Annotated in this window: 18 protein-coding genes; 6 read left to right on the top strand and 12 right to left on the bottom strand. The window is 32.4% G+C overall.

Annotated elements, in window-relative coordinates; translation table 11 throughout:
- Positions 1-51: 51 nt before the first annotated feature.
- A complete protein-coding gene (locus ACUUYC_RS03720; RefSeq protein ID WP_474263984.1) occupies positions 52-510 on the bottom strand; it encodes a GAF domain-containing protein in 459 nt (152 codons plus the stop codon).
- Between the two features lie 171 nt (positions 511-681).
- On the opposite strand from ACUUYC_RS03720, the gene xrtF reads away from it, so the two are divergent.
- Complete coding sequence (gene xrtF / locus ACUUYC_RS03715; protein ID WP_474263982.1) at positions 682-1,209, top strand: exosortase family protein XrtF; 528 nt, start codon at positions 682-684, stop codon at positions 1,207-1,209.
- A complete protein-coding gene (locus tag ACUUYC_RS03710) occupies positions 1,210-1,650 on the top strand; it encodes an exosortase F system-associated membrane protein (RefSeq protein ID WP_474263980.1) in 441 nt (146 codons plus the stop codon).
- 3 nt (positions 1,651-1,653) lie between these two features.
- Here the strand turns inward: ACUUYC_RS03710 and ACUUYC_RS03705 are convergent, their stop codons facing one another.
- The 11 genes from ACUUYC_RS03705 to miaB all read right to left on the bottom strand — a co-directional run bounded on the left by ACUUYC_RS03705 (position 1,654) and on the right by miaB (position 15,417).
- Positions 1,654-4,017, bottom strand: a complete 2,364-nt coding sequence (locus ACUUYC_RS03705) for a hypothetical protein (protein WP_474263978.1) — start codon at positions 4,015-4,017, stop codon at positions 1,654-1,656.
- A 129-nt stretch (positions 4,018-4,146) separates the two neighbouring features.
- Complete coding sequence (locus ACUUYC_RS03700; protein WP_474263976.1) at positions 4,147-6,558, bottom strand: hypothetical protein; 2,412 nt, start codon at positions 6,556-6,558, stop codon at positions 4,147-4,149.
- A gap of 126 nt (positions 6,559-6,684) precedes the next feature.
- Entirely contained in the window at positions 6,685-8,322 is a 1,638-nt protein-coding gene (groL, locus tag ACUUYC_RS03695; protein ID WP_474263973.1) for a chaperonin GroEL, read from the bottom strand.
- Between the two features lie 17 nt (positions 8,323-8,339).
- A complete protein-coding gene (locus ACUUYC_RS03690; protein ID WP_474263971.1) occupies positions 8,340-8,618 on the bottom strand; it encodes a co-chaperone GroES in 279 nt (92 codons plus the stop codon).
- 150 nt (positions 8,619-8,768) lie between these two features.
- Positions 8,769-9,122, bottom strand: a complete 354-nt coding sequence (gene secG, locus ACUUYC_RS03685; RefSeq protein WP_474263969.1) for a preprotein translocase subunit SecG — start codon at positions 9,120-9,122, stop codon at positions 8,769-8,771.
- Positions 9,123-9,128: 6 nt separating this feature from the next.
- Positions 9,129-10,127 (bottom strand): hypothetical protein, encoded by a 999-nt coding sequence (locus ACUUYC_RS03680; RefSeq protein ID WP_474263967.1) that lies wholly within the window; start codon positions 10,125-10,127, stop codon positions 9,129-9,131.
- A gap of 4 nt (positions 10,128-10,131) precedes the next feature.
- Entirely contained in the window at positions 10,132-10,635 is a 504-nt protein-coding gene (locus tag ACUUYC_RS03675) for an LptE family protein (RefSeq protein WP_474263965.1), read from the bottom strand.
- A gap of 18 nt (positions 10,636-10,653) precedes the next feature.
- Complete coding sequence (locus ACUUYC_RS03670) at positions 10,654-11,904, bottom strand: sigma-54 interaction domain-containing protein (protein ID WP_474263962.1); 1,251 nt, start codon at positions 11,902-11,904, stop codon at positions 10,654-10,656.
- Positions 11,905-11,922: 18 nt separating this feature from the next.
- Entirely contained in the window at positions 11,923-12,909 is a 987-nt protein-coding gene (locus tag ACUUYC_RS03665; RefSeq protein ID WP_474263960.1) for a hypothetical protein, read from the bottom strand.
- Positions 12,910-12,961: 52 nt separating this feature from the next.
- Entirely contained in the window at positions 12,962-13,927 is a 966-nt protein-coding gene (locus tag ACUUYC_RS03660; protein ID WP_474263958.1) for a hypothetical protein, read from the bottom strand.
- A gap of 44 nt (positions 13,928-13,971) precedes the next feature.
- Positions 13,972-15,417 (bottom strand): tRNA (N6-isopentenyl adenosine(37)-C2)-methylthiotransferase MiaB, encoded by a 1,446-nt coding sequence (miaB, locus tag ACUUYC_RS03655; RefSeq protein ID WP_474263956.1) that lies wholly within the window; start codon positions 15,415-15,417, stop codon positions 13,972-13,974.
- Between the two features lie 171 nt (positions 15,418-15,588).
- Here miaB and ACUUYC_RS03650 point away from each other — a divergent pair, with 171 nt between their 5' ends.
- The 4 genes from ACUUYC_RS03650 to ACUUYC_RS03635 all read left to right on the top strand — a co-directional run bounded on the left by ACUUYC_RS03650 (position 15,589) and on the right by ACUUYC_RS03635 (position 19,408).
- A complete protein-coding gene (locus tag ACUUYC_RS03650; protein WP_474263953.1) occupies positions 15,589-16,413 on the top strand; it encodes a hypothetical protein in 825 nt (274 codons plus the stop codon).
- Positions 16,414-16,591: 178 nt separating this feature from the next.
- Positions 16,592-17,656 (top strand): hypothetical protein, encoded by a 1,065-nt coding sequence (locus ACUUYC_RS03645; RefSeq protein WP_474263951.1) that lies wholly within the window; start codon positions 16,592-16,594, stop codon positions 17,654-17,656.
- On the top strand, positions 17,650-18,246 hold the full coding sequence (locus tag ACUUYC_RS03640) for an RNA polymerase sigma factor (RefSeq protein WP_474263949.1): 597 nt from the start codon (positions 17,650-17,652) through the stop codon (positions 18,244-18,246). Before ACUUYC_RS03645 ends, ACUUYC_RS03640 begins: the two co-directional genes overlap by 7 nt.
- Positions 18,233-19,408: a hypothetical protein gene (locus ACUUYC_RS03635; RefSeq protein ID WP_474263947.1), complete on the top strand. Its 1,176-nt coding sequence runs from the start codon at positions 18,233-18,235 to the stop codon at positions 19,406-19,408. Before ACUUYC_RS03640 ends, ACUUYC_RS03635 begins: the two co-directional genes overlap by 14 nt.
- Positions 19,409-19,414: the final 6 nt, after the last annotated feature.

Raw genomic sequence — 19,414 nt, 5'->3', positions numbered from 1 at the left:
AATCTTAAAAGTCAAGATAAGAAATTTCGCTAACTTTATGCTATGTGATGACTAACTCAAAATCTCAGCAACTTTCACGTTGATGAATTCTAAGAATTCTTCGTCTTCTTTTGTGAACGGATCTGGTGTGTGCGAATCAATATCTATTTGCCCAATATTTTCACCATTTACAAATAATGGAATTACAATTTCGGCTTTTACATAAATGCTACACGCGATGTAGTTATTTTGCGCTTTTACATCAGGAACTAAAAAGTTTTCATTAGAAACCGCTACTTGTCCACAGATTCCTTTTCCAAATGGAATAATGGTATGATCTGTTGGCTCACCTGCAAATGCTCTTAGTTTCAATTCAGGCTTGTCTCCGTTTTTGAAGTAAAAGCCAACCCAGTCATAATGGTTAAAGTTTTCCTGTAATAATTCGCATACTTTTGTCATACGATCATCTACAGAAAGTGTTTCATTTGATAAGATTTCGATTACTTGTGGTTTATATGTTGCAAATGTCATGTATTCTAAATTTTTAATGCTTGCAAAAATAGTCGAAAAAAGTATAAAAATCTTTCTTCAATCCTTGAATAAAGTTGTTTGAAAAACGAATCGAACAAAATTTATTGAATTTGTGAGATTTTCAATAGCTTTTGCAGTAAGTTTGTAGGAGTTCGAACTTTAATTAGAATTGTGTTAGAAAGTATTCTTCGATATAAATCAGCATTAGGATTTATTATAAAATTCTTCATTGTATACATCGTTTTAACGTTTGTATACAGTTTGTATTTGTCAAATTTTGATGGTGAACCTGATGGAATTACATGTGTTGTTGCTGATCAAACAGCGTCTATTATTGATATATTTGGGTACAATGCTAATGTAACACAGCATGAAACAGAACCTACTATGAAATTGCTTGTCAATGATACATATGTAGGACGAATTGTAGAAGGTTGTAATTCTATTAGTGTACTTATTTTATTTATCACATTTGTGATTGCCTTTACAGGAAGTTTTAAGAATACACTGTTGTTTACACTTATCGGAAGTGTTTGTGTGTATACCGCAAATCTATTGCGAATTGTTATATTAGGAATTGGATTATACCGTTTTCCAGAGTATGAAAATATATTACATCATATTGTTTTTCCAACAATTATTTACGGAATGGTATTTTTGTTGTGGATGTTTTGGGTAAAGAAATTTTCGAAAAAGTAGATGAAAAAGATTTGGAAATATAGCATTGCAGGGTTGCTTTTCGGAATTTTAGTTCTGATAAGAGCTTTTGAAAACCAACTTTTTTACGATCCATTTTTGAATTTCTTCAAGGATGACTATTTACAAGCAAATATTCCTGAGTATAATGCGTGGCTACTTTTTGTAAATCATGTATTTCGATATGCGCTCAATATGATTATTTCATTAGGAATTATATATGTAGCGTTTCAAAATAAACATGTGCTTAAGTTATGCGCTGGATTGTACGCAGTTGCTTTTGTAATTTTGATTGCGTTGTATTTTTATTTTATTCAACACAATTTAGCAGACGATTACTTATTAACTTTTTACGTACGTCGCTTTTTAATTCAACCACTTTTTGTGTTAATTCTATTACCTGCTTTTTATTATCAGCGTAAAATTAAAAATGAAGAAGTATAGTTCTTAATTTCTTAGATCAATTGTTTGCTTCTGAGAAATTGGATTTCCATCTTTTGTAATTCCTTCTATAAATAGCGTAACATACTTTGTACGTGTATTGAAAATTTTGAATGTTGCTGTTTCGTTTTTAGTTAGCATAATTTCAGGAATCCATGAAACAACACCATATTTTTTGAATGTACTTCCAGTGTAACTAGCGTATTTTGGAGCATAATATTCTTTTGTTGTTGAAAATGCGAAAGGTGCTACACTCGCATTTGAAATTGAAGCACTTTCTCCTTCATCTTTATATAATGCTGTGGTACGCGTGTAAATTTTAATAACACCACCTGCACTACGAAGTCCGTAACCAAATCCACTTTTGTCTATTAAAATTTTCTCAACATTTCCCATAGAATAACTGTATAAAATATTAAAATTAGTCAGTGGGACATCATCAAAAAATACCAAAGGTGATGTTGATCCTTGAATACTCAATCTATTTCGAGTTGTAATAGTTACATTTCCATCACGCTCAAAAACACGGTATCCATTATTTTGAATGTAATCTGAAACAAAAGGATACTGTGCATAGGTTTCTACATCTACTTTTTTAAACTTTCCATTTATAGCGATAGGATCTTTTTCTTTTTCTTTCTTTTTTGCTTCCAATACAATTTCATCTAACTCTACAGAATCTTCATAGAAAAAGTCTTTTGAAAGGTCAAGATTTGGCATTACAAACTTTGTGTCTAGCGTTTTTGCATCTTCAATAGTAGTATTAACAATGTCTTCAATATTAGTGATGCTAAATGAAATATACATGCCTGGTTTTTTGAAAATACCACGTTTATCTTGATAAGAGAAACGAATTTTTTCGTCTTTTTCTAAAAAGAAATTTCGAAGTATAAACGACTGATCATCGCCAAGAGTGATAAATTGTGCTTGATGATTTTTAGTAGCATATAAAAATAATCGATCAATGCCAGAGTTTGGAGAGTTTACTTTTCCTTTGATTGTAATTCCGCTTTCAAATTGATGTCTTTGTTTTGGTGGGTTGCTAAAAATTGCATTCCAATTGTATTTACTCCAACCTTGTGTAAGCAATAAAATATCTAATTCATATGCACGTTTTCTATCGAACTTTGTAAAATAATATTCAGGATTTTCAATGATTCCTTTTACGTACGGTTTTAATAAAAAACTTGAAATAATAGTATTATTTGGCGCATAACTTTCCGTTTCTTCTGGCAACATAGAAATACTAATGTTTGCGTCTGCATCTAGATTTAATTCTTTTACAGATAAAATGATAGAATCGTTTATAGTATTCAATTTAGATACAGTAACTGAAGCTTCTTTCATTTCGGAAGCATTGAAAAATAAGCGTTCTAAAATTGGTTCTTCATTTTCATTAAATAATGTAATGGTATTAATTCCTTTGAACAATTCTTTTTTTGGAATTGTGATTGTTTTTGCCATTCCTTCATCAAATGTGAAATTCACTGTTTTAAGTTTTCCACTTTGGTGAATTAGTAATTTGTATTTCGAGCTACTAAATCGTTCCAATGTTTTAGCATTCGTATTTAGTGTAATGATTGCTCTATCAGGAAAAAGATTATTCATGATAATCGTGATTCCTTGATTTTTAATCGTTGGAAGTGCTTGTTCAATTGTTCCGCCAGAAGCTAGTGTAATTTTTGAAGTGTACTTTTGATTGGCTTCTGGTTGAAATAAAAATTTCCCAAGTCCTAACGAGTTACTTTTAAATTTTGTGACTTCTTCATTCGCTGCGTTAAAAATACTTCCTGTAGCAGCAACACCTTTTCCATTGACATCGGTGACCTTAAATCCAATCGTATTTTTTGTATTTGCAACAATATGTCCACCTTCTGGTAAAAATTGAAAATCATGAGTGTTTTCAGTAATTGCGTCCTCAGTATTACCTATAATTTTACTTCCAAAGATTTCAATTTTTTGAATGTAAGCGCCATCATCATTGAAGTTTTTCATCCAATTGGTAGCTGCTTTAACATAGTATGTTCCAGAAACAAAAGTAGAATCAATTAATAAGTTTCCTTTAGTGAAGCCATTTTCACCTTTAAATAATGCTTTTTTAACTTGTTTTCCATTGGCGTCATAAATCCCAACATTGAAATTTGTAGATGCTTTTGACGTTAATTGATTTTTTTGGTCATATGCATAGCCTTTAAACCAAATTTCTTCGCCAGATAAATACGTCGTTTTATTAAGGTGGAGAAATATTGTTTCACGTGGTAATTTGAAGTATTCTGTATACTTATTTTCGGCTTTGGTTTCCGTTTGGGAAAACATAGCAAATGAAAATAGTAACATAAAAATGGGTAGTAGTGGTAATAAGCGTTTCATACTAAAATGATCGGTTTTAATTTTTGGTATTAAAAATACCATAAAAAAATTATGAAAGTGTTAAATAAAACAAAAACTCCAAAAGTATTTTTTGGAGTTTTGAAAATTATAAGGAACTTTTTATAATGTCTATTTTTTTAGATGAGGCGTACTAAAACCGATAGTTTTTTTCTGGGAAATTAAGTATCCTTCTTTGGTGACACCTTCAATATATAACGTGATAAATTTTGTTTTTGTATCTGGAATTTTAAATACACTCACTTCATCTTTTGTTAAATTTATTTCAGGAATCCATGAGATTACACCATATTTCTTAAATAAATTACTAGAATAACTATTGTATTTAGGTGTGTAAAATTCTTTGGCTGTATTAAAAGCATGCGGAGCTGTGTTTTCGCTAAATAGTTGCGTTTCGTAGTCTGCTTCATCAATAAGTGGAGTTATTCTTGAATAAATTTTGATTACACCGCCTGCGCCGCGTGATCCAAATTCAGAGCCAAGTTTGTCGATGATAATTTTTTCTACGTTTGCCATCGAGAATTTATATAAAATATCTGCATTACTTAACGGAACACCATCAAATACAATCAAAGGTGAAGCGGCACCAGTGCTAAAAGGATTTCGTGTTAGAATAGTTAAGCCTCCAAAACTCTCAATAACTCTATATCCATTACTTTCTATGTAATCTGTTACAAATGGGTATCGAGTGTAAGTATCTATCGTTACTTTTTGATATTTTCCAAAAAGCACAATTGGTTTGTCCTCATCTTCTTTTTCTTTTTTGGCTTCAATAACGATCGCATTAAGTTGTTCAGAGTCAGGCGCAAGGAAATCTTCTAAAATGCTAAAATTAGTAGTGTTTAGTTTGGTTGGGATTTCATTTTCTAAACCAACAATTGATTCTTGATTGTTCGTTATATTGAAAGCAACATACATAGAAGGTTTTTTAAAAGCACCTTTTTTATTTAAGTATGAAAAACGAATTGATTCTTCTTCTTCTAAGTATAAGTTTTTAATGATAAATGATTGATCTTTTTTTAAGTCAATAAACTGTGCAGGATGATTTTTAGTAGCGTATACAAACAGTTTGTCAACGCCCGAAGCTGGTAAATTTACCTTTCCTCGTATGGTAATTCCATTTTCAAAAGCATGATTGTTTTGTGGATGACTTTTAAAGATATCATTCCAACTGTATTTGCTCCAACCTTGTGTAAGTAGTAAAACATCAAGCTCGTACTGTCGTTTGCGATCTAGTTTTGTGAAGTAATATGATGGATTTTCTATAGTTCCTTTTAGATACGGTTTTAAGAAAAAACTTGAGATAATACTGTGATCAGGACGATAACTTTCGGTTTCTTCTGGCAAGATAGAAATGCTAATATTTGTCTCTGTATTTGTATTGAATTGTTTTGCAGAAAGTAATATAGTGTCGTTAATTGTGTTTAAAGCCGATATTGCAATATCAGTTTTTTTAATTGCGAGTGCGTTAAAAAACAAACGTTCTAATATAGGTTGTTCATTTTCATCAAATAATGTAATGATATTTACTCCTTTAAATATATCTGTTTTAGGAATGCTAATTGTTTTTGAAGTTCCTTCGTCAAACGTGAAATTGATTGTTTTTAGTTTGCCACTTTGATGAATCAATAATTTGTAATTTGAACTCTCTATCTTCTTTAAAGTTTTTGCATTTGTGTTTAATTTTACAATTACTTTTTCTGGAAATAAATTATTAATGATCACAGAAATCCCTTGATTTTTTATCATTGGCAACTCTTGCGTAATCGTTTCTCTTGAATCAATCGTAATTTTTGAAGTATATTTTTGATTGGATTTAGGTTGAAATAGAAACTTCCCAATGCCTAACGCATTACTTTCAAACTTCGTGATTTCTTCATTTTTTTCATTGTATATACTTCCTGAAGCTTTAACACCTTTTCCATTAGCGTTTGTGACTTTGAAACCAATGTTATTTTTAGTGTTTGAAACAATATGTCCACCTTCTGGTAAAAACTGAAAATCATATGAGTTTTGTGTAGTTTCTTCAATAGTAACTAATTTTTCAGTATTGCTTGTATCAATTTTTTGACTTACATCTTTATTGGTATTCTCATCTGCGTATACCTCAATTTTTTGAATGTATGCACCATCATCATTGAAGTTTTTCATCCAATTAGTGGATGCTTTTACGTAGTAGATTCCAGAAACAAATGTAGAGTCAATTAAAAAATTTCCTTTTGCAGCGCCATTTTCACCTTTAAATAATGCTTTTTTAACTTGTTTTCCAGTAGCATCATACAGCCCAATATTGAAATTTGTAGTTGCTTTTGACGTTAATTGATTTTTTTGGTCATAGGCATAGCCTTTAAACCAAATTTCTTCTCCAGAAACATAGGTGGTTTTGTTTAAATGAAGGTGTAATGTTTCTCTAGGAAGATTAAAATAAGTAGTATAATTATCTTCAATTTTTTGATTTTTTTGACCAAATAAGCCAAGAGAAGACAATAAAAATAGGGATAGAAAAATGTAGTTTTTAATCATAGTAATTGGTTTTAATGTACTAATAGTGCATCAAAAAAGATACCAAGTTATGATAATAGTGTATGAAAAAACTCCGAAAATTTACTTCCGGAGTTTTAAAATCTATATTGTATTTGTGAAAGATTCTTACATCATTCCAGGCATTCCTCCGCCCATTGGTGGCATTCCGCCTCCTGCAGGAGCTTCTTCTTTAATGTCGATTAATGCACATTCTGTTGTTAAGATCATTCCTGAAACAGACGCAGCATTTTCTAATGCGATACGCGTTACTTTTTTAGGATCGATGATTCCAGCTTTCAACATATCTACATATTCATCTGTTTTTGCATTGTATCCGAAGTCTTTTTTACCTTCCATTACTTTAGAAACAACAACACTTCCTTCGCCACCAGCGTTAGAAACAATTGTACGTAATGGCTCTTCAATTGCACGTGCAATAATTTTGATTCCAGTTACTTCATCTAAGTTATTCGTAGTGATTTTTTCTAATACACCTTTAGCTCTTACTAAAGCAACTCCACCACCAGCAACAATTCCTTCTTCAACGGCTGCTCTTGTAGCGTGTAATGCATCATCAACTCTGTCTTTTTTCTCCTTCATTTCTACTTCAGAAGCTGCTCCAACATATAAAACTGCAACTCCACCAGCTAATTTAGCTAAGCGTTCTTGTAGTTTTTCTTTGTCGTAATCAGAAGTTGTAGACTCTATTTGTGCTTTTATTTGTCCAACACGTGCTTTAATCATATCTGCATCTCCAGCACCATTTACAACTGTTGAGTTGTCTTTATCAATCGTGATTTTTTCAGCAGTTCCTAGCATATCGATTGTCGCGTTTTCTAACGTAAAACCTCTTTCTTCAGAAATTACAGTTCCGCCAGTTAAGATTGCGATATCTTCTAACATTGCTTTTCTACGGTCACCAAACCCTGGTGCCTTTACAGCAGCAATTTTTAAAGCTCCTCTTAATTTGTTTACTACTAACGTAGCCAATGCTTCACCATCAACATCTTCAGCAATAATTAATAATGGCTTTCCAGTTTGTGCTACGGGTTCTAAAACTGGCATTAAGTCTTTCATTGAAGAAATTTTCTTATCAAATAATAAGATATAAGGACTTTCCAATTCTGCTTCCATCTTTTCAGAGTTCGTTACAAAATATGGAGATAAAAATCCTCTGTCAAACTGCATTCCTTCTACAACGTCAACGTATGTTTCTGTTCCTTTAGCTTCTTCAACAGTTATTACACCTTCTTTTCCAACTTTTCCGAATGCTTTGGCAATTAAATCACCAACAACTTCATCATTATTTGCAGAAATAGATGCAATTTGTTTTATTTTTTCAGAAGAATCACCAACTTTTTTAGCTTGCTTGTTTAAGTCATCAACAATAGCGATAACTGCTTTGTCAATTCCTCTTTTTAAATCCATTGGATTTGCGCCAGCTGCAACATTCTTCAAACCTTCTTTTACGATTGCTTGTGCTAAAACTGTTGCAGTTGTTGTTCCATCTCCTGCTAAGTCATTCGTTCTAGAAGCAACTTCTTTTACCATTTGAGCTCCCATGTTTTCTAATGGATTCTCTAATTCAATTTCTTTTGCAACTGTAACACCGTCTTTTGTTACTGATGGCGCACCAAATGATTTACTAATAATTACGTTTCTTCCTTTTGGTCCTAATGTTACTTTTACTGCATTTGCTAATGCATCCACACCACGTTTTAGTCCGTCGCGTGCTTCAATATCAAATTTTATATCTTTTGCCATGTTCTTTCGTATTAAAATTAAATAATTGCTAAAATGTCTTCTTCTCTCATGATGATGTAATCAGTTCCATCGAACTTGATTTCAGATCCAGAAAACTTTCCATAAAGAACTGTATCACCAACTTTTACCGTCATAGGCTCGTCTTTTTTACCTGATCCAACTGCGACAACAGTTCCACGTTGTTGCTTTTCTTGTGCTGAATCTGGAATGTAAAGCCCTGAAGCAGTTTTTGTTGCTGCTGGCAATGGGGCAATCAAAACTCTATCCGCTAGTGGTTTGATGTTGACTTTGCTCATTTTGTTAATTATTTTATTTGATTAATTATGTTATTTTTTACGTGTAGGAAATAGTCAGAAACTATGCCATTGTACGAATACTGACAAATTGAAACAAAAAATGCCAGCTTCTGACAAGCTGGCATTTTTTTATATGTTGAGATGGAAAAATTACTGTCCGTCAGTCTTTGTTCCGTCTGTTGTATTAGTGTTTGTGTCTGCTGGTGGCGTAGTTTGTTCTGTTGTTGGAACATTGTCACCTGCAACTTTAGACTTGCTATTTGCACTGCTTAAGTTGGTGAAGTTTGTTACTAAAATTAAACCAATTAAAATTGTAGCTAAAGCCCATGTACTTTTATCAAGGAAATCGGTTGTTTTTTGAACACCACCAATTTGTTGACTTCCACCACCTCCGAAAGAAGAAGATAATCCTCCACCTTTTGGATTTTGTACCATTATTACTAACATTAATAAAAATGCTACGATAAGGATTAAGATTATAAATATGTAATAAGTTGAACTCATTTTGTACTAATTATTTTGTTGTAATTTTTTTATTGCTCGAATTTGGTCTGCAAAGAAACCACTTTTTTCTGGATATTTCAAAATTAAAATATTATAAGCTTTAATTGCTTTTTTATATTTCTTTTGTTCTAGGTAAACTTTGGCTAGCGTTTCCGTCATGAGGATAGACTGATCAACGGTTGAAGAGCTTGCTAAGTTTGTTGTTTTTTCAAGTGTTGGCTTCGGTTTTATTTTTGGATTTGTTGCTATAAACTTATCTATAAGATCAAATCTTTTGTCTTTTTCGGTTTCTGCTACAGTAGAGTTTGACTCAGTTTCTGCGTGCTGCGTTTCTGTTTCTACTTCTTTTTCAACAATTTCTGTTTCGTTACTACGATCAATAGGCTTGAAACTTGCGAGTTGTAGCCATTCTGAGAAAGAGTGTTTTTCTTTTTTCTCAAAAGATAATGGTTTGCCTAGTTGTAGTGTCTCTTCAGGTGATTTCTCGGAGGAAGTTTCTTCTAAAATTACTTCTTCTTCAATACTACTATTTTCTTTTTTATCTGTACTAGAAATTGTTTCTATAACTGAAGTTAGATCAACTTTAGGTTGAAATAAATCTGGATCAAGAATGGCGTTTGCCTCTTGTATTTTTGTCTTGATAGCATCTTCCATACGAAGATTTTTATCAATTTTTACTTCTTCAACTTCAATCGAAATTTCATTAATGTTAACAGCATCTGGATTACTTTGTGCTTCTTTAATAATACTTGATATTTGGTGTTGTTCAAATATTTCAGAGGTAATGAAATCGAATAGAATACTGCGATCTGTAGTGTATGCTGCTGCCGTTTTTAGATTTTGATTATACTTAAAACTATCTTGATTTTTTAATCCTTTTAAGTGTACAATACGTGCAGCTTGAAAGTATGGAAACTCTTTCGTAATGTCAGCTATAGCTTTCGTTTGCGAAGCATTGATATACGCAGGATTTTTTAATATGTATGTAAAATCAGAGATATTCATGTGCTTACCAATTTGCTAAACTTGCGTTGAAAATATCTTGTGTTAAACGTTCAAATATCTCGTCAAAAGCGGTGCTTTTTACAGCTGATAATTGCGAAGTTGCTGGATAATCAAAGAAAAATGAGAAACGTTGGTCAAAGTCGTCGTCTGGTCTGTTGTTGTGTGTAAAACGCACTTGAACACTAATTGTTAAACGGTTTTGAGCTGCAGTATTGTTAGCAGTTGCACTCATTGGTGAAACTCTATATTCTACAATTTCACCTTCGTATATTAAGTCTGCATTCGATCTAACTAAAGTAAGACTCGTTTGATTTTGAATTAGATCTTGCAAAGCATTTGTAAAATCTCTATCCAATCCAGGTTCAATAATAGGAGCGTTATTTTGAAAAAAGCTTACTTGATATGTTGAAGCATTTAAATCTCCAGTTCCTGTAAAGTTGTAAAATTTACAGTTTGTAAACAGGAGTAATATAATAATAGAGGTAGTATATATTTTTATAGGTTTCATCGGTTTTATTGTATATAATTATAAATCGAATTGTTTGATTTTTCTGTATAGAGTACGTTCAGAAATACCAAGCTCACTAGCTGCGGCTTTACGTTTTCCTTTGTTGCGTTCTAATGCTTTTTTGATTAACTCAAGTTCTTTGTCATGAAGTGAAAGTGTTTCTTCTTCTTCAATTTCTTCTGCAAAATGATATTTATCTGCTTCTTGAACAACGGTAACTTCAGGCGAAACTGGTAATAATTTTACGCTTTCTTCTTCTTGGTGAAAAACTTCCTCATTTTCATTACCATATATTTTTTCGATTAAGCTTTCATTGTCTTCCTGTACTTTTTGCGAAGCTCCATTTTGCATGAGTTCCATGGTGAGCTTTTTTAAGTCATTTAAATCACTCTTCATATCAAAAAGTACCTTGTACAATATTTCACGTTCCGAACTAAAGTCACTTTCGCTTTTAGACGTTTCTATAACAGCAGGTAAATTTCCTGTAGTATTTGGTAAATATTGATGTAGTATTTCGGCAGTGATTGCTCTGTTTTCTTCTAGAACAGAAATTTGTTCTGCTACGTTTCGTAATTGACGAATATTTCCGCTCCAGCGATATTTTGTCAACATTTCAGTAGCATTTTCATCCAAACGAATAGAAGGCATTTTATACTTCATTGCAAAGTCGGAAGCAAATTTTCTGAATAACAAATGAATGTCTTCTTTTCGCGCTCGCAAAGGCGGAAGTAATATTTCAACCGTACTTAAACGATAGTATAAATCTTCTCTGAATTTTCCTTTTTTTATGGCTTCAAACATGTTTACGTTTGTAGCGGCAACAATACGAACGTTCGTCTTTTGCACTTTAGATGAACCTACTTTTATGAACTCTCCATTTTCAAGTACACGTAACAGTCTAACTTGTGTTGTTAATGGTAATTCACCAACTTCATCTAAGAAAATAGTTCCGTTATCAGCAACTTCAAAATAACCATTTCTAGTTTGTGTTGCACCAGTAAATGCTCCTTTTTCGTGGCCAAATAGTTCACTGTCAATAGTTCCTTCAGGAATTGCTCCACAGTTTACCGCAATGTATTTTCCGTGTTTTCTATGTGATAGTGAATGAATGATTTTTGGAATACTTTCTTTTCCAACACCACTTTCACCAGTTACAAGTACTGAAATATCTGTTGGCGCTACCTGAATCGCTTTTTCAATAGCACGATTCAGTCCAGCATCATTTCCGATGATTCCAAAACGTTGTTTTATAGCTTGTATGGATTCCATGTTTTTTGTGCGTTGTTTTTAATTTATGTATTGAAAGTTTTCACTTATGGTAATGGTTACATCATTTGAAATATTTGGCAATGATGAGAATATGGTTCCAGTTCTGCTTGTTATTCTGTTACTTGTATCGTACTGAATGTCCAAGTTTGAAGCTCCTTGCGAAGTTGTTACAGCAGTTACATTGTTATTACTGTACACCATAGCTTGCCAATGTTCGTATTGATCGTCATATTCATCATAAAATATTGAGAAACTATATAAATCATTCATAGTCAAACTTAACGGATTTACATTACTGTCATGTGTGTATGTGTACGTATTTGGATTTTGTCCTGTAATTACTGACATAGTTAGATTTCCATTAGTATCGTAGGTAATATCTTCGGTTTTAACAATAGTACCATTTTCCATCGTTTCTCTTTTGATGAGTCTACTGCTAGTGCTACTAAATGTAAATTTCGTACTGTAAATAGTTCCTTCTTTTGTACGCGTTACTTCATTGTTTAAATGTATAAAGGAGAATGTGTAATCTTCAGAAGCATCTTGTAGATCTTCATATGCAATCTCTGCAATTTTCCCAATATTATAAGTTACTGATGCTCTGTTGATGATAATTCCGTCAACTCTAGTAATTACGCCTATAACTCTGGTGTTTTGATCTCTTATGACAGCAGCATTAGCATTTATGGTTGTTCCAAAAAGCATAAGACTTGTGTCTTGCGAGGTGAACTGATTTTGATTATTAATATTGAAATCTGTATCAAATGATGTATCACTTCCAGTAGCTGTAAATTCTTTTAAATAACTATAGTTAGATAGTTGATTGCTATTTCCTGGGTCAGGATCCGTCGGGTCTGTAGGATTGGGATCCGTTGGATCTGTAGGATCCGTCGGGTTTCCGTCAATAGGAGTTTCTACTACAATTTCAAAATCAACAGGTTCATTATCACATGAGAAACATAAAAATGCCAAAATAATTGTTGTCAGTAAAAAGGTTTTTTTCATTAGACTATTTTTATGAGTTAAACATGTTTTTTTTGATACTGATATCTTACTATTAGTATTGGAACATTTCTGATTGCATAATGGTAATGCCATCTCCTAAATCAAAGTTTCCACTTCTACTTGTAATGTTGTTATCTGCATTGTATGTAATTGTGAAATCAAATGTACCTCCAGTCGATTCAATACGTGTCCAGTTATTGGTACTGTAAAAATGAGTTAAGTTACTTCCTATTTCATCTTCATTGTCATGATCTAAAATGCTCAATAAGTATTGATCGTTAAATACAGTTTTTAAAGGATTTACAAAGCCATCATGTTCGTATGAATTTGTTGCAGGGTTTGCACCAGTAACAATAGAGCCTGTACAATTCCCGCTTGCATACGAAAGAGTTTCTGTTTGTGTAGTTGTTCCGCCGCTTAAAGACTCCATTTGAGTCAATAAACTTGTGCTTGCGTCAAATGTGAATATTGCTGATTCATTTGCTCCAGCATTTGTACGTGTAATTGTATTTCCACTATATGTAAATGTATACGTATAGTTTTCAGTAGCATCTTCTAAATCGTTAAATACAAGTTGCGTAATGTTTGATCCTGTATATGTCAACGTGGTGGTGTTCTGAATTGTTCCGCCAGAACTATTTGCTATTTCGGTAATGTTTCCAGAAGTATTTCTGGTAATTGTACTTGTTCCGTTTGATGTAATACCTAACGTAGTTAGCTCAATCATTGCGCCTGTTATTTGCCCTTGACCAATGATAAAATCGGTATTTGTAATAACAGTTCCAAAAATTGGCAATGTAGAATTTATGTCATAAGAATAAGCCGTTAATGTTGTTGTCGGATTAGTCGGATCGGTTGGGTCTGTCGGATCAGTTGGGTCCGTTGGATCTGTAGGATCCGTCGGATCTGTTGGTGTAGTAGGATTTGTTACTTCAACATCAAAATCTATAGGCTCATCATCACATGAGAAGCAAAAAAATGCTAGTATGATTGAGGTTACTAAAAGTGTTTTTTTCATAATATTATTTTTTGATGGTTGATTGAATAAAAGTTATGTGCTTTTTAATTATTGTCTGAATGATCAATTGCTTCTCCGATTAACGTTGCAGAAGTGCAATTGTGAATTTTTACATTTACGAAATCTCCAAGTTTATAGTGTTCTTTTGGAAATACCACTACTGTATTTTGAGAACTTCTTCCCATCCAATGTGTGTCTGATTTTTTAGAAGTTCCTTCAACAAGTACTTCTTTTACTGTATTTAGATGCGATTGTGTTCTGTAAGCACTATGATTTCGTTGCAGTTCAATGATTTCTGCAAGTCTTTGTTTTTTTGTTGCTTCTGGAATATCATCGTCCATTTTTCTTCCAGCCATTGTTCCTGGACGTTCAGAATACGTAAACATATATCCAAAATCATACTTTACATATTCCATTAATGAAAGTGTGTCTTTATGATCTTGTTCTGTTTCTGTTGGAAAACCAGCAATTAAATCTTGTGATATTCCGCAATTTGGTAATATTTCACGAATCTTATCAATTAACGCAAAATATTCTTCACGCGTATGCAAACGATTCATTTCTTTTAAAATACGATTACTTCCACTTTGTACAGGTAAATGTATATGTTTACAAATATTTCTGTGTTTTGCCATGATATGAAATACATTTTCATGCATGTCTTGCGGATTTGATGTAGAGAATCGAACTCGCAACTTTGGGAATTTGGTTGCTACCATATCCAATAACTTTGCAAAATCTACAGCAGTTGCTTTTTGCATTTCAGAAGCTCTTTCAAAATCTTTTTTCAAGCCGCCGCCATACCATAAAAAGCTATCTACATTTTGACCTAGTAAGGTTACTTCTTTAAAATTTTTATCTGAAAGATCTTGTATTTCCTCTAAAATTGATTGTGGATCACGACTACGTTCACGTCCACGTGTAAAAGGAACTACACAAAAAGTACACATGTTATCGCAACCTCTTGTGATGGAAACGAGTGCAGTAATTCCGTTTGTATTTAATCGTACAGGAGCAATATCGCCGTAAGTTTCATCTTTAGATAGCACTACATTTATTGCATCGCGTCCTTCGTCAATTTCTTGTAGTAAATTTGGTAAGTCTTTGTATGCATCAGGTCCGACAACCATATCTACAATTTTTTCTTCTTCTAAAAATTTACTTTTTAAGCGTTCTGCCATACAACCCAATACGCCAACTTTCATTTTTGGATTGATTCGTTTTACGGCATTGTATTTTTCAAGACGTTTACGAACGGTTTGTTCGGCTTTGTCACGAATAGAGCATGTGTTTACCAATACCAAATCTGCTTCTTCCAAACGATTTGTAGTATTGAAACCTTCTTTTGCAAGAATAGAAGCAACAACTTCACTATCTGCAAAATTCATTTGGCAACCGTAACTTTCAATATAAAGTTTGCGCTTGTTTTCAAGTTTTTGGTCTAAAACAATGCTTTCTCCTTGTTTACTTTCGTCTATAATCTTCTCCATGTATGCTGTAATCTGAACGGTAGTTTACTATCAATTAAGATGCAAAGATAGGATTATTTCAAAATATATGACATAATGACATGTTAAATAACTTTGTGATCTGTTCTACCCAATTTGTAACACTTACAATAATTCTATTATTTTTGTGTGCAATTGAAACGAATGCATTTTATGAATAAAGAAATACTATTAGAAAAAATAGAAGAAGCAGATGATTTATCTTTTCAAAATATAGCGAGTGAATCGGGAACTTTATTTTCAAAAGTTTGGGGACAAGCTTTTTTAAGTAGTTTGCTAATTGTATTATTTAGTATTGTCGCTGGAATTATATTTTTTATTCCCTACACGATTTCATTAGTGTTTTTTGGACTTACTTCTGAGACTATGGATTTTCACGTTTCAAACGATGAAAGAGTTCGTATTTTATCATACTTGTTTGGAGGTATGTTTTCGGTTGCTGTAGGCGCTATTTTTATTGCCGTATCAGCCGCATTTTGTAGAGTTTGTAAAATGAAAGACCACAATAGAGATGGTTATCATGATTATTATTTCTTCTTAAAGAAAAAATATTTTTCAAAACTCATAGTTGTAGCATTGCTATCTGTGGCAATCATTGTTCCTTCAGTTGAGTACTTATCATATATTCCTTTAGTATACCTTGCTGTTCCAATCTATTTTTTTATTGTAATACTTGCCTTCAATCCGGAAATGAGTGCAAAAGATATTATTAGTGTTGGTTTTAAGCTTGGAACTGAAAAATGGGGAATTTCTATTGGGTTTATACTATTCTTTGGATTTATTTCTATGATTTTAGGATTCATTCTTTGTGGATTCGGATTTATTTTTACGATGACGTTTATAAACCTACCACTATACTTTATCTATAAATCTATCTTCGGTTTTGATGATGAAAAACCTGTTGATTCATATCAAGAAAAAACAGATTTAATCATTCAAAAATTACACGAATACAAAAGACCTACAGGAAAAAACTAAAAACTTTTTACTTTTTCGGGAACCTTCTTTTAAAAGTTTACGTCTATTGTTATAGAGGCGGTTACAGAAGCAGTCAACATGAGAAATCAATTTAATTGAGTTTTTTATCATGTTTCTTTGAAACCTTTTCACAATTCATGCATCTATAGGATACAAGAATATTAACAATAACTTTACTATGAAAACAAAATTTTTAAAAACAGGGCTCTGCGCACTACTCGGAATTATTACTTTTTCTTGTTCCGATTTAGATGATAACGAAGAAATTGGAACAGTTGATCTCGTAAATCTAATTGAAAAAGAATCAGAGTTATTTGATCTCATATCACGTGTGGCAGATGAAGATTCTGATAAGGAAATTACCTGTATCAAATTCATTTATTCATTTACAATGTTAGAATTTAATGATGCTGTAGGAGTTGTTGCGCAGCATGTAGTTTCAAGCGATGCACAATTTAGTTCTATACTAGAAGGTATTGAAGATGGAAATAGTATTGGAATCAGTTTTCCAATTCAAAGTGAACTAGAAAATGGAGAAGAGTTTTTAATTCAAAATAAAGATGAGCTCAAACAAGCTATTGACGATTGTGTTTTAGTACAACAAACACAAGTTGCAGGGAATTGTCGTCAGCTATTGCAAGAATGTGTTTGGGTTGTAACACATGAAGATGATACAGTAGATACGTATGAAAACGCTGTATTTGATATTGCAGAAGATGGAACTTTTAAATTCTACAACAACGGCGAACTATTTGAAGGAACTCGAATTGTATATTTTATTGAAGATGAATTGCACATCAACATTGCATTTGACGAACCAAGCGAAACTGCAGACGCTTGGAGTTTTGATTGGAAAACAGAAATATTGCCAGATAATGAGATGGTTTTTACAAATACTGATAATATTGTATTTACGCTTGTCCAAGAATGTGACGAAGAAGATTATTGTACAGAATTGGTCTTTGTAGAATGTGAAGATATTGATGGTTCTGAAATTTCCGAATTTGTATTTGAAGAATACATACCTTGTATCATTGAAATAAAAGATTTGGATGAATTAACAATGGATGATACTGTTGCTTTTTATGAAACTGAAGAAGATGCTAACAATCAAACAAATCCGTTATCTTTAAGTTCGTATCAAAATACATCGAGCGTACAAATTATATATGTTCGTTTTGACTATGCTATGAGTACGGAGTTTATATTAATTCCAATAGAAATTCAGTCGATAAGTTGTTAAAAGCAATCAAAATACAAAACACTAAAATAGGTCAACCATTTTTGGGAAAAGCTGAGAAACAAATACATAACATTGATGGGTTGCGAGCTAATGATGAACTGGTGCAAAAAGCAGTTTACGAAGCGCTCGCTCCCAAAATGTTAGGAGCTTGTCTTAACTTTATTTCTGATCGGTCCATGGCAGAAGAAGTCATGAACAATGGTTTTGTAAAAGTCTTTTTCAATATCAAAAAATACAAACAAGAAGGAAGCTTTGAAGGTTGGGTTCGTAAAATTATGATTCGCGAAAGTCTATCATTTCTGCGGAAAAAGAAATTCCTAATCTCAGATCAAAGTGATACCATACTAGAGCATCAAAAAACATATCAAAAACCAGTAAAAGAAGTTTCGCAAATACAACGTTTGGTAATGCAGCTTCCAGTAGAATTCAAATTGGTTTTCAATCTATATGCGGTAGAAGGATATTCACACAAAGAAATCTCAGAATTACTAAAAATCCCTGAAGCTACCTCTAAAACGCGATTATTTAGAGCGCGACAATTATTAAAAGAACAATTATTAACAACAAAAAAGTCCAATGGAAGATTTTGATTACATAGATTCACTTGCAAAAAGTGAACTTTCGAGTCGTGAAGCAATGCCTTCCAGTGATGGTTGGAACATTGTTCAAGAAAAACTACAACGCAAAAAGAAAAAGCGAAGACTATTCTTTTTATTGCTTTTGTTTGTGGTAATGAGTTCTGTTGGAATCTATCAAGCAATCAATTTTGACTCAGGAATAGATGTAAATTCGGTAACCAATACAAATACAGAACACATAAAATCTGAAAATACAACTAATTCTGATGGAACTAAAAAGTTAAATGTAGAAGGTAATGAGCTTTCGACTTCGATTTCAGATTCAAATTCAGATTCTATTTCAGCTAATATCAGTCAAGCTGAAAAAGACGCGTTAAGGAAAAATGATGATGGAACACAAATCAATCATCAAGCTATAAATACAATACATGGAAGTGAAAGAAGGATCACAAGTGCAGAGTCGAAAGTAAATTCTAGCGCAAGCGATACAAAAAACAATACTATATATAATGGTGATGAAAACTTGCAAAATGATCAATCGGGCACTGAAAGTGAAATCGAGATAGCGGCAGATGAAGAAATTTCTGCGGAAACAAAAGGTTTACAATTATATGCTTGGGAACTAATTTCGCCAGAAGTATTGAAGAAGAAGAAACGTAAAAAACGTAAAAAATCAATAAAACTTGAGCCATTATATAAAAACATGGATGTAATGGTTGGACTCAACGGATTCTTTACGCCAAATGATTACCAAGTGTTTGAATCGTATGTTATTGAAATTTCATATGAAGTAAAAAGAAAACTTAAAAACGACTTCTCATTTAATTATGGAGCAGGATTACAGTTCAGAAACTTGCGCTTCAAAAAAGACAGCATTCGTTTCAATAGTGGAGAGCTGAGTTTAAACCTATTTTCTAACATTGAAAAAAAGTATGGAGACTATAGTATAGAAGCTGGTGCGTATTTGGGATATGAGATTTATTCGCCAAATAATGAATTTTTTAACAATAAAGTAAAGAGCTTTTTTGATCAAAAGGTCAATTACGGATTAAGTACAGGGATAAATTATAAAAATGTTGGACTTATTTTTAAATATGAACTTTCACCATACGTAAATTACCTTGGGGACAAGAAATACGGCGGTTTCATCATAGGTTTAAAATATGATTTTTAAACGCCA

This window comes from Kordia sp. E, from assembly GCF_056033805.1.
This window is presented reverse-complemented; position numbering and strand designations above follow the sequence as displayed.